Source organism: Cupriavidus basilensis, from assembly GCF_000876015.1.
Taxonomy (GTDB): domain Bacteria; phylum Pseudomonadota; class Gammaproteobacteria; order Burkholderiales; family Burkholderiaceae; genus Cupriavidus; species Cupriavidus basilensis_B.
Map to the genome: position 1 here is coordinate 606694 of NZ_BBQM01000012.1, position 23757 is coordinate 630450.

The following is a 23757-nucleotide window of genomic DNA, read 5'->3' on the forward strand; positions in this document are numbered from 1 at the left end:
ATCCACCGAGACCGCGCCGGAGCGCCCCATGCAAGCCCAATCCCAACCTCTCGCCCCACCGCCGCCGCTGACCGGCGGCAAGCTCGTGCTGGCCACTTTCGCGGTGGCGCTGGCCACCTTCATGAACGTGCTCGATTCGTCGATCGCCAACGTGGCCATTCCCACCATCTCCGGCAATCTCGGCGTCTCCATCGACGAAGGCACGTGGGTCATCACGCTGTTCGCCGCAGCCAACGCGGTGTCGATCCCGCTGACCGGCTGGCTGACCCAGCGCGTCGGCCAGATCCGCCTGTTCGTGGGCGCCATCCTGCTGTTCGTGCTGTCGTCGTGGCTGTGCGGCATGGCGCCCAACCTCACCGTGCTGCTGGCGGCGCGCATCCTGCAAGGCGCCGTGGCCGGCCCGCTGGTGCCGCTCTCGCAGGCCATCCTGCTCGGCTCGTATCCCAAGGAAAAAAGCGCCACCGCGCTCGCGCTGTGGGCCATGACCGCCACCGTGGGCCCCATCGCCGGCCCCGCGCTGGGCGGCTGGATGACCGACAGCTACTCGTGGTCGTGGATCTTCTACATCAACATCCCGGTCGGCCTGTTCGCCGCCGCCGTGACCTGGGCCATCTACCGCGACCGCGAGACCCCGCCGCGCAAGCTGCCGATCGACGTGGTCGGCCTGGGCGCGCTGGTGCTGTGGGTCGCCGCGCTGCAGATCATGCTCGACAAGGGCAAGGACCTCGACTGGTTCAGCTCGCCGGTGATCGTCACGCTCGCCGTGGTGGCCCTGCTCGGCTTCGCCTTCTTCGTGATCTGGGAACTGACCGAAAAGAACCCCGTGATCGACCTGCGCCTGTTCAAGCGCCGCAACTTCCTCGGTGGCACCGTCGCCATCTCGGTCGCCTACGCGGTGTTCTTCGCCAACCTCGTGCTGCTGCCGCAATGGATGCAGCAGTACCTGAACTACCCGGCCGTCAACGCCGGGCTGGCCACCGCGCCGCTGGGCATCTTCGCCGTGCTGCTCACGCCGGTGCTCGGCAAGTGCCTGCCCCGGCTCGACCTGCGCGTGTGGGCCACCGCCGCCTTCCTCGGCTTCGCCGCCGTCTTCTTCATGCGCTCGCACTACACCACCGGCGTGGATACCTGGACGCTGGTACTGCCGACGCTGCTGCAGGGCATCCCCACCGGGCTGTTCTTCGTGCCGCTGACCTCCATCATCCTGTCCGGCCTGCCCCCGGAAAAGATCCCCGCCGCCGCCGGCCTGTCCAACTTCGCGCGCGTGTTCGCCGGCGCCGCCGGCACGTCGATCGCCGGCACGGCGTGGAACGACCGCAGCGTCCTGCACCACAGCCAGCTCGCCGAGCAGGCCAGCCCGACCAGCCCGCTTTACCACGCCGCGCTCGCATCGATCCAGTCCACGCTCAACTTCAGCCCCGAGCAGGCCGTGGCCTACTTCGAGCGCGGCCTCAACGCGCAGGCGATCATGCTCGGCCTGAACGACATCTTCTGGATCTCGGGCGTGATCTTCGTGATGATCGTGCCGCTGGTCTGGCTCACGCGGCCGGTGAAAGGGCCGGTGAAGGGGCCGATGTCGGACGCGGCGGCCGCGGCGCATTGAGGCGTGCGCGGGCCTCTCTCCGCCGCCTCAGAACAAATCCCGCTGCCCCGTCACCAGCCTTGAGAAATCCTCGTCCAGAAACGGCAGGATCGCATCCGCCACCGGCTGCAGCTGGCGCTCCAGGTAGTGGTCGTAGTCGAGCGCGCCGCGCCGCGTCTCCAGCGGCTCGGGGCCGGCGGTGGTCATCACGTAGCTGATCCAGCCGCCGTTCTGGTATTGCAGCGGCCGCCCCTCGCGCTGGTTGAACTCGTCGGCCGCGCGCGCGGCGCGCACGTGGGGCGGCACGTTGCGCTGGTAGGCTTCCAGCGGCCGGCGCAGGCGCTTGCGGTAGACCAGCAGGTCGTCGAACTCGCCGCCCAGCGTGCGCGCCACGTAGTCCTGCACGTATTCGCGGTAGGGCTGCTTCTTGAACACGCGCTGGTAGAGCTCCTGCTGGAAGCGCTGGGCCAGCGGGGTCCAGTCGGTGCGCACGGTCTCCAGCCCCTTGAACACCATCTCCTCCTTGCCGTGCTCGTCCGTCACCAGTCCGGCGTAGCGCTTCTTGCTGCCCTGCTCGGCGCCGCGCACGGTGGGCATCAGGAAGCGGTGGTAGTGGGTGTCGAATTCGAGTTCCAGCGCGCTTTCGAGTCCATAGGCCGCGCGCAGGTGGTCGCGCCACCACTGGTTGACGTGCTCGACCAGCGCGCGGCCGAGCTGCTGCGCGTCGCGCTCCGAGTGCGGGTGCTTGAGCCAGACGAAGGTGGAGTCGGTGTCGCCGTAGATGACCTCGTAGCCGCGCGCCTCGATCAGCTCGCGCGTGCGGTGCATGATCTCGTGGCCGCGCATGGTGATCGACGAGGCCAGGCGCGGGTCGAAGAAGCGGCAGCCGCTCGAGCCCAGCACGCCGTAGAAGGCGTTCATGATGATCTTGAGCGCCTGCGACAGCGGCTGGTTGCGCTGGCGCTTGGCGGCCTCGCGCTCCTGCCAGATCTGGCTGACGATGGCCGGCAGGCTGTGCTTGCCGCGCGAGAAGCGCGCGCCGCGGAAGCCCGGCACCGAATCGGCGTCGGACGGATGCTGCATGCCTTCCACCAGCCCGACCGGATCGATCAGGAAGGTGCGGATGATGGACGGGTACAGGCTCTTGTAGTCGAGCACCAGCACCGAGTCGTACAGGCCCGGCCGCGAGTCCATGACGAAGCCGCCGGGGCTGCCCTGCTCGGGCACGTCGCCGAGGTTGGGCGCCACGTAGCCCTGGCGGTGCATCAGCGGCATGTACAGGTGGCTGAACGCGGCCACCGAGCCGCCGCTGCGGTCGGCGGCGAGGCCGGTGACGGCGGCGCGCTCGAGCAGGAAGTGCAGCAGCTCGGTCCTGGCGAAGATGCGCGTGACCAGCTCGCAGTCCTTGAGGTTGTAGCGCGCCAGCGCGGGCTTGTCCTCGGCGAAGCGGCGGTCGATCTCCGCCATGCGCTGGTACGGGTTGTCGATGGACTTGCCTTCGCCGAGCAGCGTCTGCGCCACGCTTTCCAGGCTGAACGAGGGGAAATTCCAGGTGGCCGAGCGCAACGCCTCGATGCCGTCGACGATCAGGCGCCCGGCGGCGGAGGCGAAATAATGCTCCTGCTTGAAACCGTGCTCGCGCCACTCCAGCAGGCCGCCGCCGCGCCCGAAGCGCAGCGGCACGCGGTAGCGGTCGGCGTGCTTCTGCAGCACGCGCAAATCGAACTGCACCACGTTCCAGCCGATGAGGACGTCGGGGTCGTGGCGCGCCATCCACTGGTTCAGCCGCTCCAGCATGTCGGCATGGCTGGCGCAATATTCGAGGTCGAAATCGATACCGTCGGCGTTGCCGTTGGGCGGGCCGAGCATGTACACCTGGCGCTGGCCGCAGCCTTCCAGCGCGATCGAGTACAGCTCGCCGTGGGCGGTGGTCTCGATGTCGAGCGAGACCAGCTTCAGGCGCGGCCGGTAGTCCGGCGCGGGTTTCATCTGGGTGTTGCGCAGCGGGCCCGCGGTGCCGGGCGCGGGCGGCTCGCCGCCGAACCACACCGGCGCGTTGATGAAGCGCTCCATCAGGTAGCGGTCGGTGGGCCGGATGTCGGCTTCGTAGACGTCCACGCCGTATTCGCGCAGCAGCTTTTCCAGCTTGCCGAGCTGGCGGTATTGCGGGCAGTACAGGCCCAGCACCGGGCGCTGGTGGAAGTCGGTCAGCGGCAGCGGCTTGAGCTCGAAGCCGCGCTCGCCGCGCAGCACCTGCGTGGCGCGCTCGCCGTGCTCGGCCGGAATGAAGGCCACCGATTGCTGCGGGGCCAGGCGGACGTGGCGCGGGCCGTCGTCGGTCGCCAGCCAGAACTCGACCTCGGCGCCGGCCGCGGTGTCGCGCCAGTGCCGGGTCAGAAGAAAACCCTGTTGTCGTAGTCGGTCCACCCTGTCGTTGCCTTCGCTGCCCTGGAAAATCCGGCCTTCGCGGCCACCGGACATTCTACCGGCGCCGGCGCCTCAGAGCATGGCCGAGTGCAGGTGGTGCGGGTCGTCCAGGGTGTCGGCGATGATCTGCAGGGATTCCTCCACCTCGTCGCGGTCGCTCGGGCCGCCCAGGCAGATGCGCACCGCGTCGGGCGGGTTGCCGTCGGTGGAGAACGCCGCGCTGGACACCGCGCCGATGCTGCGCGAGCGCAGGTGCAGCGCCAGCTCGGACGGGCTCCACACGCTTTCGCCGGGGATCGGCAGCCACAGGTGGAAGCCGCCGGGATCGGCGTCGTAGGGCCGGCTCGCCAGGATGCGCTGCGCGATCGCCTGGCGCGCCACGCTCTCGGCGCGGATCGCCTTGAGCATGTCGTCCACGGTGCCGTCCTGGATCCACGCGGTGGCCAGCAGCGTGTTGAACGGGCTGGCCATCACCGTGGTGGCACGCAGCGTGCCGGCCAGGCGCTGGGTCTGGCGCGCGTTGGGGCCGTGGATGAAGGCGATGCGCAGGCCCGCGCCGAAGCACTTGGACAGCCCGGTCACGTAGTACGTGAGCTCCGGCGCCAGCGTGGCGAACGCATCGGGCACGCTGTGCGGCAGCATGCCGTAGGCGTCGTCCTCGATGATCGGCACGCTGTAGCGCAGCGCGATGTCGGCGAGGATCTCGCGGCGGCGCTGCGGGATCGTGCGCGTGCTCGGGTTCTGCAGCGTGGGGTTGCAGTAGAACGCGGCCGGCTTCTGGGTCTTGCACAGCGCCTCGAAGGCCGGCGCGAGCGGGCCGTCCTCGTCGCCGGGCAGCGCCTGCAGCTGCACGCCGAGCTGCGCGGCGATGGCCTTGATGCCGGGATAGGCCAGCGTGTCCAGGCAGATCGCCTGGCCCGGCCGGGACAACTGCGACAGCAGCGCCACCAGCGCGCTGTGGATGCCGGGCGCGATCAGCACGGTCTCCGCGCTGCAGGCCGGCACCAGCCGCCGCAGCCAGCCGGTGGCCACCGCGCGGTCGGCCGGCGTGCCGCCGAAGTCCTGGTAGCGCAGCAGCGTGTACGGATCGGTGGCGCCCATCAGGCGCGTCATCGACTCGCGCAGCCGCGCGGCCAGCGCCGGCGGCTCGGGCGGCATGTTCATGGTCATCTCGGCGCCGGTGCCGGCGCGCAGCGGCAGCGCCGGCGCGCGCCCGCGCACGTAGGTGCCGCTGCCGGCCTTGGTGTCGATCAGGCCGCGCTTGCGCGCCTCGTTGTAGCCGCGCGCCACCGTCGTGTAGTTGAGCTTGAGCGCGTCGGCGAGGTCGCGCAGCGCGGGCAGCCGGTCGCGCGCCTGGAGGCGGCCGCTGGCGAGCGCCTCCTCGATCAGGTCGGGAATCATCAGATAGGCCGGTTTCGGACTCTCTGCGATGCGCTTTTCCCAATGGTTCGTCAGGCCAGACAAGGCGGGCTCCGGTAGCTGGATTCGAGCCTCAAGGCTAGCACCAAGCGATTGCTTTTCCCAAGCAATATTGATTGCATCAATTCGCGCAGCATGATGGTGCGTGAACGAGCCTGATTGCACCGATTGAGCGCATGCGATCGCCCCGCCGGCCGCGCCGCGGTGCATTCCGGGCAGCCGGCGCGTGGCCGCGAGGTGGCAATCGCGGTACTCGCCGCGCGCGAATCGCTGCCGATCACTGATGCGATCAATGCGGCTGCGCCTGCCAGATCGCAGATTGATCGCATGGCCATGCCGCGCGGATGGCATACCGGTTGCACAAGGTTCCACGTCGGCCCCCCGGCCGATCGATCGATCGACGGATCGCTTGATCGACTGAACCCCAACGAATTGGAGCAAAAACATGCCCGCAGTGAACAAACCGGCCCACAAGAAGGGCGATTTCCTGGTCGACTACGAAGAGAAGGTCTTCGAGGACGTGAAGGCCGAGCCGGGCGAGAAGGCGCTGGTGACCTTCCACACCGTGGCCTTCGAAGGCTCGATCGGCTTCGTCAACATGCTGCAGGCCACCCGCCTGCAGCGCAAGGGCTTCGAGACCTCGATCCTGCTGTATGGCCCGGGCGTCACGCTGGGCCTGCAGCGCGGCTTCCCCACGCTGGGCGACGAAGCCTTCCCGGGCCACCTGAACTTCAACAAGCAGCTCACCAAGTTCATGGACGAAGGCGGCAAGGTCTACGCCTGCCGCTTCGCGCTGCAGGCGCTGTACGGCCACGGCGAAGCCTCGCTGATCGAAGGCGTGCGCCCGATCAACCCGCTCGACGTGCTCGACCTCAAGCTCCTGCACCGCAAGGAGAACGCGCTGATCATCGACACCTGGACGGTTTAAGCACAGAGAGGCGGGTATCACCATGTCACAGAAACGCATCGTGCGCGCAGCCGCGGTCCAGATCTCCCCGGACCTCGAACACGGCGAGGGTACGCTCGGCAAGGTCTGCGAGGCGATCGACAAGGCCGCCCTGGAGGGCGTGCAACTGATCGTCTTCCCCGAGACCTTCGTGCCGTACTACCCGTATTTTTCCTTCGTGCGGCCGCCGGTGCAGGCCGGCGCCGACCACATGCGCCTGTACGAGCAAGCCGTGGTGGTACCCGGCCCGGTCACGCACGCCGTCGCCGAGCGCGCGCGCCGGCACGGCATGGTGGTGGTGCTCGGCGTCAACGAGCGCGACCACGGCACCATCTACAACACCCAGCTGATCTTCGACGCCGACGGCCGCCTCGTGCTCAAGCGCCGCAAGATCACCCCCACCTACCACGAACGCATGATCTGGGGCCAGGGCGACGCCGCCGGCCTCAAGGTCGCCGACACCGCCGTCGGCCGCGTGGGCGCGCTGGCCTGCTGGGAGCACTACAACCCGCTGGCGCGCTACGCGCTGATGACCCAGCACGAGGAAATCCACTGCAGCCAGTTCCCGGGCTCGCTGGTGGGCCCGGTCTTCGCCGACCAGATCGAAGTCACCATCCGCCACCACGCGCTGGAATCGGGCTGCTTCGTGGTCAACGCCACCGGCTGGCTGACCGAGCAGCAGATCGCCTCCGTGACCACCGACCCGGAGCTGCAGAAGGCCCTGCGCGGCGGCTGCAACACCGCGATCATCTCGCCCGAGGGCAAGCACCTCGCCACGCCGCTGCGCGAGGGCGAAGGCCTGGTGATCGCCGACCTGGACATGTCGCTCATCACCAAGCGCAAACGCATGATGGACTCGGTGGGGCACTACGCGCGCCCCGAACTGCTGAGCCTCGCCATCAACGACCGGCCGGCCACCACGGTCTCGGCCATGAGCACCGCATTCGCCAACTTCAACGGGAGCCCCCAACATGCACTCCAGCGAGACGACGCCGGCCTCGAGCCGGCAGTTGATGACTGAGCTTCAATCCGTCGGCATGCGCCTGGAAGACCCGCGCGCGGGGGCGGCCAGCCGCCGCGGCGGCGCGGGCCCGTCGGACCACAAGGCGGTGACCATCGACGGCGTGACCATCATGGTGCCGGTGCATACCAGCACGGCCTGGGATTCGCCGTTCGTCGCCTCCGCGCCCGACGCGAGCGGCGCGGTCAGGCTCACGCGCGGCACCATCCCGATCGCCAGCATCAGCTTTCCCAGGACACCGCGTTTCTACGCCATGCAGACGATGGAAGGCGTGCCCTACTCGCACATCGCCACGCTGCACGGCGCCGACGTGCTGGCCACCACGGTGCTGCAGACCTGCATCCGCTACGAAAGCCGGCGCAAGACCTGCAAGTTCTGCTCGATCGGGCAGTCGCTGGCGGCCGGCCGCACCATCGCCCGCAAGACGCCCGAGCAACTGGCCGAGGTGGCGCGCGCCGCGGTGCTGCTCGACGGCGTCAAGCACATGGTGCTGACCACCGGCACGCCGCCCACGCCGGACCGCGGCGCCAGCATCCTGTGCGACAGCGCGTTCGCCATCCGCGCCGCGGTCGACCTGCCGATCCAGGCGCAGTGCGAGCCGCCCGACGACGACCGCTGGTTCAGCCGCATGCGCGCGGCCGGCATCGACACGCTCGGCATGCACCTGGAAGTGGTCACGCCGTCGGTGCGCGAGCGCATCATGCCGGGCAAGGCCTCGGTGCCGCTGTCCCGCTACATGGAGTCGTTCAAGGCCGCGGTGGCGGTGTTCGGCCGCGGCCAGGTCAGCACCTACATCCTCGCCGGCCTGGGCGACACCGCCGAGGCCATCCTGTCGATCTCGCGCGAGCTGCTCGACATCGGCGTCTATCCGTTCGTGGTGCCGTTCGTGCCGATCTCCGGCACGCCGCTGGAAGACCACCCGGCGCCCACGCCCGAATTCATGAAGTCGGTGCTGCAGCCGCTCGGCGCGATGGTCGCCGCGGCCGGCATGCGCTCGGCCGACATCAAGGCCGGCTGCGGCAAGTGCGGCGCCTGCTCGTCGCTGTCGTCCTACGAAGGGCTGGCAGCATGAAAGCCGATCTCTGCGTCGAAGTGCCGGCCGCCGAGGTCCTGCGCGTGCGCTGGGCCGACGCGGCCTGGGAAAGCGAGCAGGCCTACCGCCTGCGGCGCGCGGTGTTCTGCGACGAGCAGGGCATCTTCGCCGGCGACGACCGCGATGCCGTCGACGACGTGGCCCAGCTGCTGGTGGCCGTGGTGTCCCGGCCCGGCCAGCCGGAGCAGGTGGTCGGCACCGTGCGCATCCACGAGAGCGAGCCCGGCGTGTGGTTCGGCTCGCGCCTGGCGGTGGACGCGGCCTTCCGCCGCCACGGCAAGATCGGCGCCACGCTGATCCGCCTGGCCGTGAGCAGCGCCAACGCGCTGGGCTGCCAGCGCTTCCTGGCCCACGTGCAGAGCCAGAACGTGCCGCTGTTCCGGCGCCTGCACTGGAGCGTGCTGTCGGAAGAAACACTGCTCGGCCATCCGCACCACCTGATGCAGGCGGACCTGAACATGTATCCGCCCTGCCACACGCCGCGCGAAGGCTTCGTCGCCGAAGGCAGGGCCGCGCGATGACGCTCGACGAACTCGTGCGCGCGCAGCGCGCCAGCCGCGGCTTCGGCCACAAGACCGACATCGCCGGCATGCTGTCCTCGCTCGGCAGCGCCCTGCCCGGCGGCGCGCGCGACCTCGACCAGGCCGTGGCCGTGGGCGACGACTGCGCCGCCATCGCCGACGGCGACGGCTACCTGCTGTTCGCCATCGAAGGCATGGTCAGCGACTTCATCCGCACCATGCCGTGGTTCGCCGGCTACAGCGCGGTGATGGTCAACATCAGCGACGTGTGCGCGATGGGCGGGCGCCCGCTGGCGGTGGTCGACGCGATCTGGAGCCAGGGCGTGGACGATGCCGCCGAGGTCTTCAAGGGCATGGCGGCGGCGGCCTCGCGCTACGGCGTGCCGATCGTGGGCGGGCACAGCAACGCCCGCGCCGACCAGGCCCAGCTCGCGGTGGCCATCCTCGGGCGCGCCACGCGCCTGCTCTCCAGCTTCGCCGCGCGTCCCGGCCAGCGCCTGCTGATGGCGGTGGACCTGCGCGGCGCCTTCGTCGAGCCGTATCCGTACTGGAACGCCTCCACCGAGGCGCCGGCCCAGCGCCTGCGCGGCGACCTGGAGATCCTGCCGGCGCTGGCCGAGGACGGCCTGTGCGCCGCGGCCAAGGACATCAGCATGGCCGGCACGCTCGGCACCGCGCTGATGCTGCTGGAGTGCTCCGGCGTGGGCGCCGTCATCGACCTCGCGCGCATCCCCGCCCCGCCCGGCGTGGACCCGCAGCGCTGGCTGAGCGCCTTCCCCAGCTTCGGTTTCCTGCTGGCCGTGGACGAGCAGGACGTGGAAGCCGTGGGCGCGCGCTTCCGCGCGCGCGGCATCGCGTGCGCGGACATCGGCGCCATCGACGCCACGCGCACGGTGCGGGTCGAGCGGCACGGCGAGCGCGCCGTGCTGTGGGACTTCGCCAGCGACGCCTTCATCGTGCCGCGCGGCACGGCCCCCCTCACCGCATAAGGACTACCCATGCCAGTCACGCATTTCCGGGTGCAATGGCCGGACAACAGCCAGGCCACCTGCTACTCGCCCTCGTCGGTCGTCACCGAGTATTTCGCCGCCGGGCAGGACTATCCGCTCGAGGACTTCCTCGCGCGCGCGCGCCAGGCGCTGGGCAGCGCCTCCGAGCGCGTGCGGGCCAAGTACGGCTACGCCTGCTCCTCGGCGATGGACCAGCTCGAGCAGATCGAAAACACCGCCGCCAGGTGGAGCGCCCAGCCGGACGCCACCGTGCGCGTGCTCGGCTTCGGGCGCTAGCGCGGCCCGGGCAGCACGCCAGTCATTCGCGCATCACCGCTATCTACGAAGGAACCATCATGTCCAATACTCTCGGCGCAAGCCAACCCGGCGGGGCAGCCGCCAAGCACTACAGCGTGATCGTGGTCGGGGGCGGCCAGGCAGGCCTGTCCATGAGCTACTACCTGCAGCAGGCCAGGATCGACCACCTCGTGATCGAAAAGCACACCATCACCCACACCTGGCGCAACCAGCGCTGGGATGCGTTCTGCCTGGTCACGCCCAACTGGCAATGCGCGCTGCCCGGCTACCCGTACCGGGGCAGCGACCCCCACGGCTTCATGAAGAAGGACGAGATCGAGGCCTATCTGGACGGTTTCATCCGCATGGTCGACGCGCCGGTGCTCGAGCACACCGAGGTGCGCCGCGTCAGGCCGCGCGAGCACGGCGGCTACGAGGTCTTCACCTCGAACGGCGACTTCACCGCCGACCAGGTGGTGGTGGCCTCGGGCGGCTATCACGCGCCGATCGTGCCGCGCATGGCCGAGCGGCTGCCGGCCGGCATCCGCCAGATCCAGTCGTCCGAGTACCGCAACCCGCAGGCGCTGCCCGAAGGCGCGGTGCTGGTGGTGGGCTCCGGCCAGTCCGGCGCGCAGATCGCCGAAGACCTGCACCTGGCCGGGCGCAAGGTCTACCTGGCGGTGGGCGAGGCGCCGCGCTGCGCGCGCTTCTACCGCGGCCGCGACGTGGTGGACTGGCTGGCCGACATGCAGTACTACGACATGCCGGTGGAAGAGCACCCGCTGCGCGAAGGCGTGCGCGACAACACCAACCACTACGTGACCGGGCGCGACGGCGGGCGCGACATCGACCTGCGCAAGTTCGCCAGCGAAGGCATGGAACTGTACGGCGTGCTGGACGACTACCGCGACGGCCACCTGCGCTTCGCGCCCAACCTGGCGGCCAACCTGCAGGACGCCGACGACACCTACAACCGCATCAACGCCGGCATCGACAAGTACATCGAGAAGCAAGGCATCGCGGCGCCGCCGGCCAGCGTCTACGAGCCGGTGTGGCGGCCCGCCGGCGAGCGCACCGCGCTGGACCTGGGCAGCGCCGGCATCGGCAGCATCATCTGGTGCATCGGCTTCCGCCCGGACTTCAGCTGGCTGGAAGTGCCGGTCTTCAACGGCCGCGGCTATCCCGGCCACGTGCGCGGCGTCACCGCGCAGGCCGGCCTGTACTTCCTCGGCCTGCCGTGGCTGCACACCTGGGGCTCGGGCCGCTTCTCCGGCATCGCGCGCGACGCCGAGTTCCTGGCCGGCAAGGTGATCGCCGCGCGCACCGGCGAAGAAGCGCTGGCGGCCTGACATGCACCGCGCTCGCACCGACTACGTGGCGGGCATGCCGCAGTTGTCGTACACGGGGCTGTCGGAGAACTGGCTGCTCAAGACCTGCGGCGACCTGCACTGGCAGGGCCTTGCCGCGCTGGCCGGGCAGGCCGTGCCGGAGTTCCGCGACGCCGGGGGGCACAAGTCCTACGCCGCCTTCCTGGCGATCCGCGTGCGCGAGGCCGCGCTGGAGACGATGGGCGAGCACGCGGCATTCGCCATCGACAGCGAGCTCCAGCGCGTGACCGGCGCGCGCCACCACAGCACGCACCGCGTGATGGCGGGCGAGGCGCGCCGCGCCGAGGTGACGATGATGTCCACCTTCATCCGCCGCGAGCGCGAGCGCGACAACCGCTCGGTGGTGCGCGCGGCCTTCGGCCCCGCGCCCGAGGCGCCGCTGCCCGCCGCCGCCGAGATGGCGACGCTGGCCAAGCGCTTCCGCGCGGGCGACTGGGGCGCGCACCTCGGGCTGGCGCAGACGCTGGCGCCCGCGCGCCACACCGCCGAATACCTGCCCTGCCCGTACACCGACTTCAACGGCGCCGACCTGCTCTACTTCGCCAGCTTCCAGGCCATCGTCGACCGCGCCGAATGGCAGTGGCAGCGCTTCGAGGAGCCGCCCGCGGTGTCGCAGCGCGACCTGTTCTTCCACGGCAACGTCAATTTGGGCGACGCGCTGGAATTATCGTTCAGCGCCGTGCACAGCGGCCCCGGCGGGCTGGCGCACTGGTGCGAGATCCGCCGCGCCAGCGACGGCGAGAAGATCGCCGACGTGGTCACGCGCAAGCACTGGAGAACGCGATGAGCAACGGCCACCACGGCGTGCCCCGGCGCGCCGTCTATACCGCCGCCGACCTCGACGGCATCGCCCATCTGGGCACCCTGCCCGGCGAGGCGCCGTTCGTGCGCGGCGTGCACCGCACCATGTACGCGGGCAAGCCGTGGACCATCCGCCAGTACGCCGGCTTCGCCGACGCCACCGCTTCCAACCTCGCCTACCGCACCGCGCTGGCGCAGGGCGCGCAGGGCCTGTCGGTGGCGTTCGACCTGCCCACCCACCGCGGCTACGACTCGGACCACCCGCTGGCGCAGGCGGACGTGGGCATGGCCGGCGTGGCGGTCGATTCGGTCGAGGACATGAAGCGCCTGTTCGCGGGCATCCCGCTGGAGCGCGTCTCGGTGTCGATGACCATGAGCGGCGCGGTGCTGCCGGTGCTGGCCGCGTTCCTGGTGGCCGGCGAGGAAAGCGGCGTGCCGCTGGCCCAGTTGAGCGGCACCATCCAGAACGACATCCTCAAGGAGTACATGGTCCGCAATGCGTGGATCTTCGCGCCGGCGCCGTCCATGCGCATCGCCGGCGACGTGGTGGCGTGGCTGGCGCGGCACGTGCCGCGCTTCAACGGCATGTCGATCTCCGGCTACCACTTCCAGGAAGCCGGCGCCGACCCGGTGCTGGAACTGGCGCTGGCATTGGCCAACGGCCAGGCCTACGTCGAGGCCATCCGCGCGCGCGGCATCGGCGTGGACGAATTCTGCGGCACGCTGAGCTTCTTCTTCGGCGTGGGCAAGGATTTCTACCTGGAGATCGCCAAGCTGCGCGCCGCGCGCCTGCTGTGGTGGGAGATCATCCAGGCCGCCGGCGGCACCAGCGCGCGCGCCGGCGCGCTGCGCACGCACTGCCAGACCTCGGGCTGGTCGCTGACCGCGCGCCAGCCGCTCAACAACGTGGTGCGCACCACGGTGGAGGCGATGGCGGCGGTGTTCGGCGGCACCCAGTCGCTGCACACCAACGCCTACGACGAAGCGCTGGCGCTGCCCGGCGCCGACGCCGCGCGCCTGGCGCGCGACACCCAGCTCATCCTGCAGCGCGAGATGGGCCTGTGCGAGGTGGCCGACCCGTGGGCCGGCTCCTACATGATGGAGTCGCTGACCGACGACGTGGCGCGCCGCGTGCGCGCGCTGATGGCCGAGATCGCGGCGCGCGGCGGCGTGCTCGCCGCGCTCGAATCGGGCTGGGTGCATGCCATGATCGCGCGCGGCGCCGCGCGCACGCAGGCCCGCATCGACTCGGGCGAGCAGGCCATCATCGGCGTCAACCAGTTCCGCGGGCCGGACGAGGAGCCGGCCTGCTTCATGGTGGACGGGCGCGCCGTGCAGGCCGCGCAGGCGCAGCGCCTGGCCGTGCTGAAGCAGGCGCGCGACCCGGCGGCGCTGCAACGCGCGCTGGCCGCGCTGACGGCGGCGGCGCGCGACGGCGGCGGCAACCTGCTCGCGCTCGCCATCGAGGCCATGCGCTGCCGCGCCACCGTGGGCGAATGCACGGCGGCGCTGGAGCAGGTCTGGCCGCGCCATCGGGCCAGCCCGGTGTTCGCCGCCGGCGAATATGGCAGCGCGCGTGGCAACGCGGGCAACGCGGGCAACACGGACGCCGCCTGGGAACAGGCTTGCGCCCGCGTGCGCGCGCTGGCCGCCGGGCTGGGCCGCGCGCCGCGCGTGCTGATCGCCAAGCTCGGGCTGGACGGGCACGACCGCGGCGCCAAGGCGGTGGCCGCAGCGCTGTCCGACGCCGGCTTCGCCGTCACGCTCGGCCCGCTGTTCCAGCAGCCCGAGGACGTGGCCGCCGAGGCCGCGCGCGGCGGCTACGACGCGATCGGCATCTCCACGCTGGCCGGCGCGCACCTCGCGCTGCTGCCGCGCTTCCTGCGGGCGCTGGCGCAGCGGCAACCGGGCACGCCGGTCTTTGCCGGCGGCATCGTGCCGGACGCCGACGCGCGCCTGCTGCTCGGGCTGGGCGTGCGCGGCCTGTTCGGGCCGGGCACGCCGATGGAGGCGATCGCCGTGCGGATCGCCGACGCGGTGGCGGAGACTGCGGCGCCAGCGGCAGACACGAAACACGCGGCGCCGCCGCGCGTGCTGCACGAAAGCCTCTGAACCTGCGGTCCGGCTAACCGGGCGCGCCGCCTTCAGCGCTTGCCGCGCGCCTTGCCCGGCCGCCGCGGCGCCGGCTGCGCGTCCTCGCGGATCATCTCGATCAGCGCGCGCAGCCCCGCCGGCACGTGGCGGCGGCCCGGGTAGTACAGGCTGAGCCCGTCGAACGGCGGTGTCCAGTCTTCCAGCACGCGCACCAGCGTGCCGGCGGCGAGGTCCGCCGCCACGCTCCACTCGGTGAGATAGGTCAGGCCCATGCCGTCGCGCGCCGCGTCGAGCATCAGGTAAGGATCGTCCAGCGTGAGCTCGCCCTGCACGTCCACGCTGAGCGCTTCGCCGTGGCGCGAGAATTCCCAGCGGTAGAGCGTGCCGCTCGGCAGGCGCGTGCGGATGCAGCGGTGCGCGAGCAGGTCGGCCGGCGCGCGCGGCGGCGGGTTGGCGGCGAAGTACGCCGGGCTGCCGACCACGGCGAAGCGTTGCGGCCGCCCCAGCGGCACCGCCACCATGTCCAGCGGCACGCTTTCGGCCAGCCGGATGCCGGCGTCGAAGCCGGCCACCACGATGTCGATCAGGCGCCCTTCGGTGACGATGTCCAGCCGCATCTCGGGATAGCGCCGCAGGAACGCCAGGAACAGCGGCATCGCCTGCCGCGCGGCGCCCGACGAGGTATTGATGCGCAGCGTGCCGGAGGGCGTGTCGCGGTGGCTGCCGGCCTGCTCCATCGCGCCGCGGATGGCCGACAGCGCGGGCGCGATGCCGGCCACGAACTGCGCGCCGGCCTCGGTCAGCGACACGCTGCGCGTGGTGCGGTGGAACAGCCGCACGCCGATGCGCGCCTCCAGCGCGGCGATGGCATGGCTGAGCGCCGAGGTGGAGACGCCCAGCTCGGTGGCCGCGGCGCGGAAGCTGCGCAGGCGCGCCACCGCGGCCACGCCTTCGAGCTCGCCGAGTCCGGAAGTCTGCATTGTCCTAAATCGCTCAATAGTTCGTGCGGAATTATATGGCTAGACCGGCCAATGCCGCGGGCTTATCTTCTGCCCCATGTTCCTACGCATCCTGCGCATTCCCGGAGTTCCCATGCATCGCATCGAACAGATCTACATCGACGGCGCCTTCGTCACCCCGCACGGCGAGGAATGGTTCGACCTGTACAACCCCGCCACCGCCGCGCCCAGCGGCCAGGTCCGGCTGGCCGACGCGCACGACGCGAGGCGCGCCATCGCCGCGGCCAGCCGCGCGTTTCCCGCCTTCTCGCGCACCAGCAAGGCCGAGCGCATCGAGTGGCTGCGGCGCATGCACGCCGCGGTGCAGGCGCGCGAGGACGAGCTGTTCGAGGCCATCGTCGCGGAGTACGGCGCGCCGGTGTCGCGCGGGCGCTGGATGGCGCAGCATGCCGCCAGCGTGCTGCTGGAGGCGGCCCGCGTGCTGGAGGACTACGCCTTCACGCGCCGCATGGGCACGGCGGACGTCATCATGACGCCGCTCGGCGTGGCCGGGCTGATCACGCCGTGGAACAGCAACGGCAGCTTCATCTGCGGCAAGCTGGCGGCGGCCGTGGCGGCCGGCTGCACCGCCGTCATCAAGCCCAGCGAGATGAGCGCCGTGCAGACCCGCATCATCACCGAGGCGCTGCACGAGGCGGGCCTGCCGCCCGGCGTGTTCAACATCGTGACCGGCCGTGGCGAGGTGGTCGGCGCCGAGATCAGCGCGCACCCGGACGTGGCCAAGGTGTCGTTCACGGGCTCCACCGCGGTCGGCAAGGCCATCCTGCGCGCCGGCGCCGACACGCTCAAGCGCGTCACGCTGGAGCTGGGCGGCAAGTCGCCGGTGCTGGTGCTCGACGACGCCGACTTCGCGCAGGCGGTGCCGCTGGCGCTGCAGGCCGGCTTCATGAACAGCGGCCAGGCTTGCATCGCCGGCACGCGCATCCTGGTGCCGCGGCAGCGCCTGGCCGAATTCGAGGCGGCCGTGGTGGCGGAGGTGGCGCGCATCCGCAGCGGCGACCCGCGCGACCCCGAGACCGCCATCGGCCCGATGGTCAGCCAGAAGCAGTGGGAGCGCGTGCAGCGCTACATCCGCATCGGCATCGGCGAAGGCGCGCGGCTGCTGGCCGGCGGCGAAGGCCGCCCGCAGGGCACGCGCGACGGCTGGTTCGTGCGCCCGACCGTGTTCAGCGGCGTGCGCAACGACATGACCATCGCGCGCGAGGAAATCTTCGGCCCGGTGCTGGCGATCCTGCCTTACGGCGACACCGAGGAAGGCATCGCCATCGCCAACGACACCAGCTACGGCCTGCAGGGCTACGTGCTGTCCACGGACGCGGCACGCGCCCGCGCGGTGGCGCAGCGCATCGAGGCCGGCCGCGTGCTGGTCAACACGCTGGCGCACGAGCCGGCCGCGCCGTTCGGCGGCTTCAAGCAGTCCGGCATCGGCCGCGAGTACGGCACCTTCGGGCTGGAAGCGTTCATGGAGCCCAAGTCGCTGCTGGGCGTGGCCTGAGCACGGCGGCGGCGCGCGCGCCTCACGCGGGGTCGCGCGCGCCCTCGGCGCCGGCCTGCCGCAGCCCCAGCCGGGTCAGCCGCAGGGATGTGGATTTTTCAAGCGTGGCACCGTCGAATGCCAGCAATTGCGCATCGAGCAGGCGCTGGATCTGCCACCAGGCGATGTGCACGTCGTGCTCGAGCGACGGCGGGTGCTTCAGTATCGCCGCGGGAATCCGCCCGCCCCAGGGATTGACCGCCAGGGTCAGCGTGGCCCCCTGGCGCATTCGCAGAAGAATCTCGTCTTTTCGCATTGCAAAGCACTCCCCGCACCCCGGTGCTGCGAAAAAAACGATTCTCCTGCGTTGCCTCGACGTGTGTCCGTCGATGGCGTGCGCGTCACGTCTTGCGGCGTTGCGTACTGCATATTGCGTATTGCATATTGGCGGCGCCGGGAGCGGAATCCCTGCGCCACGCCGCATCTGTCCATCCCCAAAGCCGGGGAAATCATTGCCGCGACGGCCCGCGGAAGTCAAGCAAGATGCGTTCCCTGCTCGCGGATGCCGCCGCGCCGCCGCGCCATCACGCGCCCGCGCCGATCACCGAGACGTTGACCGCCACGATGCCCAGCGGCTCGCGCCCGGCGTCGCCGGCGGCGTCCGCGCCGGTCCAGCCGCGCAGCGTGTCCCGCAGCGCGTGCAGCAAGGCGCCGTTGTCCTCCGTTTCCTCATCCAGCCCCAGCAGCACCTCGAACGCGGCATCGTGCTCGCCCGCGGCCTGCAGGCGCGCGTCGAGTTCGGCCAGCACCGCGTAGACCGCGCCGGCCATCTGCTGCACGAAGCCGCGCTGCACGCCCAGCGCGACGTAGGACGCGCGGATCCACGATTCCACCAGCGTGACGAAGATCACGCCGGTTTCGTCGGCATTGATCTCGAACGCGCAATAGCCCACGGGATCGAGGTCGCGCGCGAGGATCAGGCGGTAGAACAGCACCTGTCCGCAGATCTCGTCGCTGTCCATGTCCATCTCGAAGGCCTGGCCCGGCTCCCAGTCGTCGCTGTCGAGCGCCTCGCCGCTGGCCTGCGCGCCGCCCTGCGCGGCCAGTTGCGCGCGCAGCCCGGCCAGCACTTCCTCGCGGCCCGGCGCCTGCGGCGGTTCGGTGTAGATGGCGAAGCGGCCGGCCTCGGCGCCGTCCAGGAAGCCGGCGCCCATCAGCGGCGAGAGTTGCAGCGGCAGCGGCTCCTGCAGGGCCTGGCGCAGGGTGTCGGTGTTGGTGGAAGCGGTCATGGCGTGGATAGGAAAGGAAGGGAGAAGACGCGGAAGAGGCGGAAGACGGAGAAGATGACGACGATGTGGCATTCGGAAGGCAGCGGCGAGTTTGCCACAGATACGGCGGGCCGAGCCACCGCGCGGGGCGCTGTGCCACAATCCTGCACGCGGGCCGCGCCGCCCTCCCCACGACACACAATTCCCGCCAGCGGCCGCCGGCATCACCCACCCGCGATCCCGATTCCTCCAGCCAGAAAAAGGAAGCAGCATGCCCTCCCGCCGTGAGTTCCTGAAGACCGTGCCGATCGCCCTGGCCGCGGGCCTGGCGGCCACCGCCGCCGCGCCCGCCGCGGCGGCCCTGCTCGACGAGCAGGACCCGCAGGCCGTCGGCCTCGGCTACAAGGCGGACACCCGCAAGGTCGACCAGGCCAAGTACCCGAAGCACGCGGCCAGCCAGACCTGCGCCAATTGCCAGTTGTTCCAGGAAGGCAGCAGCCCGGCCACCGGCAGTTGCGTGCTGTTCGGCGACAAGCAGGTCGCCGCGGCGGGCTGGTGCAGCGCCTGGGAACAGGGCTAGCCCATCGCCGTGAACAGCAGGCCGGCGATGCCCAGCCCCACCGCGGCCAGCGCATCGCCGGCGATCAGCCCGCCGCCCACCAGCGAGGTGGTGCTCATGTCGGCGGGCAGCGGGTCCGCCGCCGCGCGCCGGCCCGGCAGCGCGTCGGCCACGCTAGCCACCACGCCGCCGGCGGCAAACCAGGCCGAGGTCGGCAGGTTGACGAAGCCGCCGAACGAAGACGCATAGGGCGAAGGCAGCAGCACCGTATCGACCAGGAAATCGAGCACGCGGCCCTTGCCGCCGGCCGCGACAAGACGCTGGTAGCCCGCGCGCGACCTGACCAGGAGGCGCAGCAGCGCGGTGGCCAGGCCGAGGCCGATCCCCAGCGCCACCGCGGTGCGCTGGTGCGGCAGGTCCTGCGCCAGCCCGCGCAGCGCGCCGACGATCTTGTAGGTCATGGCCGAGGCCCAGCGGTGCGGCTGCGCGTCGGCGGCCAGCATGGTCTGGTCCAGCGCCAGTTCGGGATAAGCGCGCATGAACAGGCGCGCGAACAGCACCGCCAGCACCGCGCCGGCGGCGATGCCGGCCACCTGGAAGCGGAACTGCACGGTGCGGTCCGTGCCCAGGCGCCAGCCGGTGGAGCGGTCCTGCTGCATGTCGCAGGCCTGGCCGGTGGACACCAGCAGCACCGTCGCGGCGATCAGCCCCACCTGCGCGTCCTTCAGGCCGAGCGCCGCCATCAGGATCACCGACAGCACGAAGGCCGAGGAAATCGGGTTCTGGTCCACCATGCCGACCGAGATGCCGTTGACCATCGCGAACAGGAACACCAGCACCACGGCCAGCAGCAGGTAGCCCGGCGGCTGGCCCAGCAGGCCAGATCCCACCGCGACGATGGCCGCGCCCCAGAACACCACCCATGCCAGCAGCCGCCATGACGCGCCGCCCGGCGCGCGCGGCTGGGATGCGCGCGCCTCGCGGACCGCCCGGCCCTGCCGCCAGGCGCGCCGCAGCAGCAGCGACATGTCGACCAGCGCCGCGCCCATGATCATGCCCAGCGCGATCAGGAACGTGATCTTGCGGAACGGGTCGCCCGGCGCCAGCCAGCCGATCGAGATGAAATACGGCACCAGCGCCTGGCTCGCGAGCCCGGCCGCCAGCGCCGCCAGCCCGATGCGCGCGCCCACGATCATGCCCGCGCCGAAGGTCGAGGCCGACAGGTCCACCGCCGCCAGCAGCGCCACGCGCGCCGCGCCGACGCCGCAGGCCACGCCCAGCGCGGCGCCGCCGGCCAGCCGCGCGACCGAAAGCCGCAGCAGCACCGGATCGGTCAGCGCGCGCAGGATGTTGGCCACCGCCAGCCCGGACGGAAACGTCAGTTGCAGGCGGTCCACCAGCACCGGCGTGTACAGCATGCCCACGCCCACGCCGAACATGCCCACGCACAGCATGTACAGCATCAGCTGCCACAGCGGCGGCTCCGGCAGGCCCATCCACGTCATCGCCTGGATCACCACCGCCATCGCGCTCATGCCGGCCACCGAGGCGGCGATGGTCTGGATGTAGTTGGCGCCGTGGCGCCCCTGCGCGCCGTAGCCGTAGGTGATGGTCGAGCCCAGGATGCCGGCCAGCACCTGCCCGCCCACGAAGAAGCCGAGCGAGAAATTCATGTAGGCCGCCGCGACCCCGCCCAGCGGCCCCAGCACCAGCACCCCGACCGCGCCGAGCAGCGCGTAGTAGCCCCAACTGCCCTGCGCCGGCAGCCACTCCCAGCGGCGGCCGGCGGGCACGGCATCGCCGGGCGGTGGAACGGTGGCTTGCGTCATTGGCTTTCCCATGCGCCTTGGCGTCGGTCGGATCTGCGGGGGTGGAACGGCAACGGCGGCAACACGGTGGGCGCCGTCACGCGGGAGATGCTGGAAGCGATGCTACCGCAACGCCGCGCGGCGGGGATGGGCGGGCTGGCGGAAAGAAGGAAAGGATGGCGGGAAGGGAATGCGGCGCGGCCGCCACGCGGTATCCGCATGGCGAAAAAAAAATCCGGACACGTCGGTGTCCGGAAACCCATTTGCTGACTCAGATCGTGTCACAAACCTGAGACACCAAATAATAATGATTATCATTTGCCTGGTCAAGATATGTATACCCGGTCTGTCATGCGCCCGCGGCCGGTGATCGAAATGACTGGCGCCAAGCCCGAGGCGCAGTCTTTGTTTCCGTATCCACGCCGGCGCGGAACGCGACATGGCGCGCGCCATCGCCGCGCGGGTCCGGCGCCAGGCCGACGCCCTGCTGGCGATGGCGCCGGCGATCCCGCCGGTCGGCCCGGACCTGCCGTGGGCGCCCCGCTCAGGCGGTCTTGCGCTGCGCCGCCAGGTGCCGCCCCGCGTCCGGCGCCATGCGGACGTAGCCGATCAGCGAGACCAGCGTCAGCACCCCGGCGAACAGGAAGGCCCAGCGGAAATCGCCCAGCGTGAAATGCGGCAGTCCGCCCGGCTGGGCCGACTCGCCGCGCAGCGCCGCGGCCACGCGCAGCGACAGCGAGCCGAACGCGATGCCCAGGCCGATGGTCATCTGCTGGGCGGCGTTCCACAGCGTGTTGGCGCCGCTCATCTGCGCCGGCGGAATGTCGGCATAGGCCAGCGAGGCGAGCGTGGAGAACTGCATCGAGCGCGTCACGCCGTACACGAACACCACGAACAGCACCAGCGCCAGCGGCATGTCCGAGGTGAGCAGCCCGCAGGCCACGATGAACACGCCGGCGAGCGCGGTGTTGACGATCGCCGTGGAGCGGAAGCCGTAGCGGTGCAGCACGGGCGTGGTGAGCGCCTTCATGCCGAGGTTGCCGACCGCGCTGGCCAGCAGCAGCAGCCCCGCGCGGAACGCGGACAGGCCGAAGCCGACCTGGAACAGCAGCGGCATCAGGTACGGCACCGCGCCGATGCCCACGCGCGTGAACGACCCGGTAATGACCGTGACGGAGAAGGTCGGCACGCGCAGCGTGGTGAAGTCGAGCAGCGGATGCGGGTGGCCCGCCGCGTGGCGCACGGTCAGCACGCCGGACAGCAGCCCCGCCGCCACGCAGCCGCCCGCCAGCGCCAGGCTGGCGCCGTCCTGGCTGGCCAGCTCGGTGCCGTACAGCACCAGCGTCAGGGTGGCGCCGCCGAGCAGGAAGCCGATCACGTCGAGCGGCTTGCGCTCGGCCGCGCGCGCGTTGCGGATCATCATGAAGGTGGCCACCAGCGCGGCGATGCCGAACGGCACGTTGAGCAGGAAGATCCAGCGCCAGGACGCATAGGTGGTGATGAAGCCGCCGATCGGCGGCCCCACCACGGGCGCGGCGATGGCCGGCCAGGTGATGGTGGAGATGGCCTTGATGAGGTCGCGCTTGTCGGTGTTGCGCACCACGATCAGGCGCCCCACCGGCACCATCATCGCCCCGCCGATGCCTTGCAGCACGCGCGCCGCGGTGAACTCCGCCAGCCCGCTGGACGCGCCGCACAGCACCGAGGCCACCGTGAACACCACGATGGCGCCGCCGAACACGGTGCGCGAGCCGTAGCGGTCCGCGATCCAGCCGCTGATCGGGATGAACACCGCCAGCGCCAGCATGTAGGCGGTCATGCCCAGGCTGAGGTCGTTCGGCCCGACCCCGAACGACTGCGCCATCTGCGGCAGCGCCGTGGCGATCACGGTGGTGTCGAGGTACTCCATGAAAAAGGTGGCGGCGACGAGATAGGGCAGGAATCTCATCGAAGACTGGCTTTGCATGGTTGTCATGGACTGGCGCGCACGGACTGGCGGGATGCCGTCCGGCGTCGGGGAGGGTTGATCTTGGCGGCGGCCCGGGCTGGCGCCGGGGCGAAAGCGCCATGATACCGGGCATCGGCGCCGGCCGTTGCCCGCCCCGGGCGGCTCAGCGCGGCAGGTGCACCGGGTCCATGTGCGTCATCACGTCGAGCACGTCGGTCACTTCCATCGCGCGCCGGCGCGCCTCGAGGGCGATGTGGTGGCCGGCCTCCACCGTGAGCGCGCCGTCGATCTCCAGGTGCACGTCGGCCAGGACGAAGTCGCCCATCTTGCGCGTGCGCAGCCCGTGCAGGCCGTGCACGCCGGGCGTGCCGAGCATGGCCTCGCGGATCGCCGCCACGGTCTGCGCGTCCACGGCGCCGTCCATCAGGTCGTGCATGGCCTCCCACGAGAACTTCCAGCCCATGCGGCTGACCATCAGGCCGACCACCAGCGCCGCGATCGGGTCGAGCATGTGCACGCCCAGCATGTTGCCGCCGATGCCGAGCGCCACCACCAGCGAGGACGCCGCGTCCGAGCGCGCATGCCAGGCATTGGCCGCCAGCATGGCGGAGCGCACGCGCTGGGCCACCGCCAGCATGTAGCGGAACAGCAGTTCCTTGGCCGCCAGCGCGCCCAGCGCCACCCACAGCGCGATCTCCTTGACCGGCTGGATCAGCTCGGGATGCTCCAGCTTGCTCACCGCCGTCCACAGCATGCCCACGCCGACCGCCAGCAGCAGGATGCCGATGCCCAGCGAGGCGGCGGTCTCGAAGCGCTGGTGGCCGTACTGGTGGTCGGCGTCGGCGCCCTTGCGGCTGTGGTGGCTGGCGAACAGCACCACGAAATCGGAGATCAGGTCGGACAGCGAGTGCACGGCGTCGGCGATCAGCGCCTGCGAGCCGGCGAACAGCCCGGCCGCCATCTGCATGCCGGTCAGCAGCAGATTGACGCCGACGCTCACCAGCGTGCTGCGGCGCGCCTCCTCGGTCCTGGTCGGCGCGCCGGCGCCGTCGTGCTCGCCGGCCATGCGCGCCTCGGCCCTCGCGCGGCCCTCGCCGGGCCCC

The 23757-nt window shown here is 70.9% G+C and carries 20 protein-coding genes; 12 read left to right on the forward strand and 8 right to left on the reverse strand.

Annotated elements, in window-relative coordinates; all coding sequences use genetic code 11:
- The first annotated feature begins 28 nt into the window (after positions 1 to 28).
- The gene (locus tag KF708C_RS10480; protein WP_020202504.1) at positions 29 to 1603 is read left to right on the forward strand and encodes a DHA2 family efflux MFS transporter permease subunit; all 1575 of its coding nucleotides are present in this window, start codon (positions 29 to 31) and stop codon (positions 1601 to 1603) included.
- A 27-nt stretch (positions 1604 to 1630) separates the two neighbouring features.
- Here the strand turns inward: KF708C_RS10480 and KF708C_RS10485 are convergent, their stop codons facing one another.
- Both KF708C_RS10485 and KF708C_RS10490 read right to left on the reverse strand, forming a co-directional pair.
- Positions 1631 to 4063, reverse strand: a complete 2433-nt coding sequence (locus tag KF708C_RS10485; RefSeq protein ID WP_231586430.1) for a DNA polymerase II — start codon at positions 4061 to 4063, stop codon at positions 1631 to 1633.
- A gap of 18 nt (positions 4064 to 4081) precedes the next feature.
- Complete coding sequence (locus tag KF708C_RS10490; RefSeq protein ID WP_020202502.1) at positions 4082 to 5473, reverse strand: aminotransferase-like domain-containing protein; 1392 nt, start codon at positions 5471 to 5473, stop codon at positions 4082 to 4084.
- Between the two features lie 400 nt (positions 5474 to 5873).
- Here KF708C_RS10490 and KF708C_RS10495 point away from each other — a divergent pair, with 400 nt between their 5' ends.
- The 9 genes from KF708C_RS10495 to scpA are packed head-to-tail and all read left to right on the forward strand — an operon-like array spanning position 5874 to position 14596.
- A complete protein-coding gene (locus KF708C_RS10495) occupies positions 5874 to 6356 on the forward strand; it encodes an MSMEG_0572/Sll0783 family nitrogen starvation response protein (RefSeq protein WP_020202501.1) in 483 nt (160 codons plus the stop codon).
- Positions 6357 to 6378: 22 nt separating this feature from the next.
- Entirely contained in the window at positions 6379 to 7395 is a 1017-nt protein-coding gene (locus tag KF708C_RS10500; RefSeq protein ID WP_020202500.1) for a Nit6803 family nitrilase, read from the forward strand.
- Entirely contained in the window at positions 7388 to 8467 is a 1080-nt protein-coding gene (locus KF708C_RS10505; protein WP_059411719.1) for an MSMEG_0568 family radical SAM protein, read from the forward strand. The genes KF708C_RS10500 and KF708C_RS10505 overlap by 8 nt, the downstream gene beginning before the upstream one ends.
- A complete protein-coding gene (locus KF708C_RS10510; RefSeq protein ID WP_020202498.1) occupies positions 8464 to 9009 on the forward strand; it encodes an MSMEG_0567/Sll0786 family nitrogen starvation N-acetyltransferase in 546 nt (181 codons plus the stop codon). The genes KF708C_RS10505 and KF708C_RS10510 overlap by 4 nt, the downstream gene beginning before the upstream one ends.
- The gene (locus tag KF708C_RS10515) at positions 9006 to 9998 is read left to right on the forward strand and encodes a sll0787 family AIR synthase-like protein (RefSeq protein ID WP_059411720.1); all 993 of its coding nucleotides are present in this window, start codon (positions 9006 to 9008) and stop codon (positions 9996 to 9998) included. The genes KF708C_RS10510 and KF708C_RS10515 overlap by 4 nt, the downstream gene beginning before the upstream one ends.
- Positions 9999 to 10007: 9 nt before the next feature.
- A complete protein-coding gene (locus tag KF708C_RS10520; protein WP_059411721.1) occupies positions 10008 to 10295 on the forward strand; it encodes an MSMEG_0570 family nitrogen starvation response protein in 288 nt (95 codons plus the stop codon).
- 59 nt (positions 10296 to 10354) lie between these two features.
- Positions 10355 to 11644, forward strand: a complete 1290-nt coding sequence (locus KF708C_RS10525; protein WP_059411722.1) for an MSMEG_0569 family flavin-dependent oxidoreductase — start codon at positions 10355 to 10357, stop codon at positions 11642 to 11644.
- 1 nt (position 11645) lies between these two features.
- Positions 11646 to 12470 (forward strand): Pnap_2097 family protein, encoded by an 825-nt coding sequence (locus tag KF708C_RS10530; protein ID WP_059411723.1) that lies wholly within the window; start codon positions 11646 to 11648, stop codon positions 12468 to 12470.
- Complete coding sequence (gene scpA, locus KF708C_RS10535; protein WP_059411724.1) at positions 12467 to 14596, forward strand: methylmalonyl-CoA mutase; 2130 nt, start codon at positions 12467 to 12469, stop codon at positions 14594 to 14596. The genes KF708C_RS10530 and scpA overlap by 4 nt, the downstream gene beginning before the upstream one ends.
- A 32-nt stretch (positions 14597 to 14628) precedes the next feature.
- Here scpA and KF708C_RS10540 read toward each other — a convergent pair whose 3' ends face one another.
- Entirely contained in the window at positions 14629 to 15558 is a 930-nt protein-coding gene (locus KF708C_RS10540; RefSeq protein ID WP_059411725.1) for a LysR family transcriptional regulator, read from the reverse strand.
- 112 nt (positions 15559 to 15670) lie between these two features.
- On the opposite strand from KF708C_RS10540, the gene KF708C_RS10545 reads away from it, so the two are divergent.
- A complete protein-coding gene (locus KF708C_RS10545; RefSeq protein ID WP_059411726.1) occupies positions 15671 to 17092 on the forward strand; it encodes an aldehyde dehydrogenase family protein in 1422 nt (473 codons plus the stop codon).
- Between the two features lie 22 nt (positions 17093 to 17114).
- Here the strand turns inward: KF708C_RS10545 and KF708C_RS10550 are convergent, their stop codons facing one another.
- Positions 17115 to 17387, reverse strand: coding sequence for a hypothetical protein (locus tag KF708C_RS10550; protein ID WP_155888032.1), 273 nt, complete (start codon positions 17385 to 17387; stop codon positions 17115 to 17117).
- Positions 17388 to 17655: 268 nt separating this feature from the next.
- On the reverse strand, positions 17656 to 18360 hold the full coding sequence (locus tag KF708C_RS10555) for a hypothetical protein (RefSeq protein ID WP_020202489.1): 705 nt from the start codon (positions 18358 to 18360) through the stop codon (positions 17656 to 17658).
- A gap of 250 nt (positions 18361 to 18610) precedes the next feature.
- Here KF708C_RS10555 and KF708C_RS10560 point away from each other — a divergent pair, with 250 nt between their 5' ends.
- Positions 18611 to 18919 carry a high-potential iron-sulfur protein gene (locus KF708C_RS10560; protein ID WP_059411727.1) on the forward strand — a complete coding sequence of 103 codons (309 nt, stop codon included), beginning with the start codon at positions 18611 to 18613 and terminating at the stop codon, positions 18917 to 18919.
- Here KF708C_RS10560 and KF708C_RS10565 read toward each other — a convergent pair.
- The 3 genes from KF708C_RS10565 to KF708C_RS10575 form a co-directional block, all read right to left on the reverse strand.
- Complete coding sequence (locus tag KF708C_RS10565; RefSeq protein ID WP_059411728.1) at positions 18916 to 20727, reverse strand: OPT/YSL family transporter; 1812 nt, start codon at positions 20725 to 20727, stop codon at positions 18916 to 18918. The two genes, KF708C_RS10560 and KF708C_RS10565, sit on opposite strands and share 4 nt — an antisense overlap.
- A gap of 523 nt (positions 20728 to 21250) precedes the next feature.
- Positions 21251 to 22654 carry an MFS transporter gene (locus KF708C_RS10570; protein WP_020202486.1) on the reverse strand — a complete coding sequence of 468 codons (1404 nt, stop codon included), beginning with the start codon at positions 22652 to 22654 and terminating at the stop codon, positions 21251 to 21253.
- Positions 22655 to 22817: 163 nt separating this feature from the next.
- Complete coding sequence (locus KF708C_RS10575) at positions 22818 to 23720, reverse strand: cation diffusion facilitator family transporter (protein WP_059411881.1); 903 nt, start codon at positions 23718 to 23720, stop codon at positions 22818 to 22820.
- Positions 23721 to 23757: the final 37 nt, after the last annotated feature.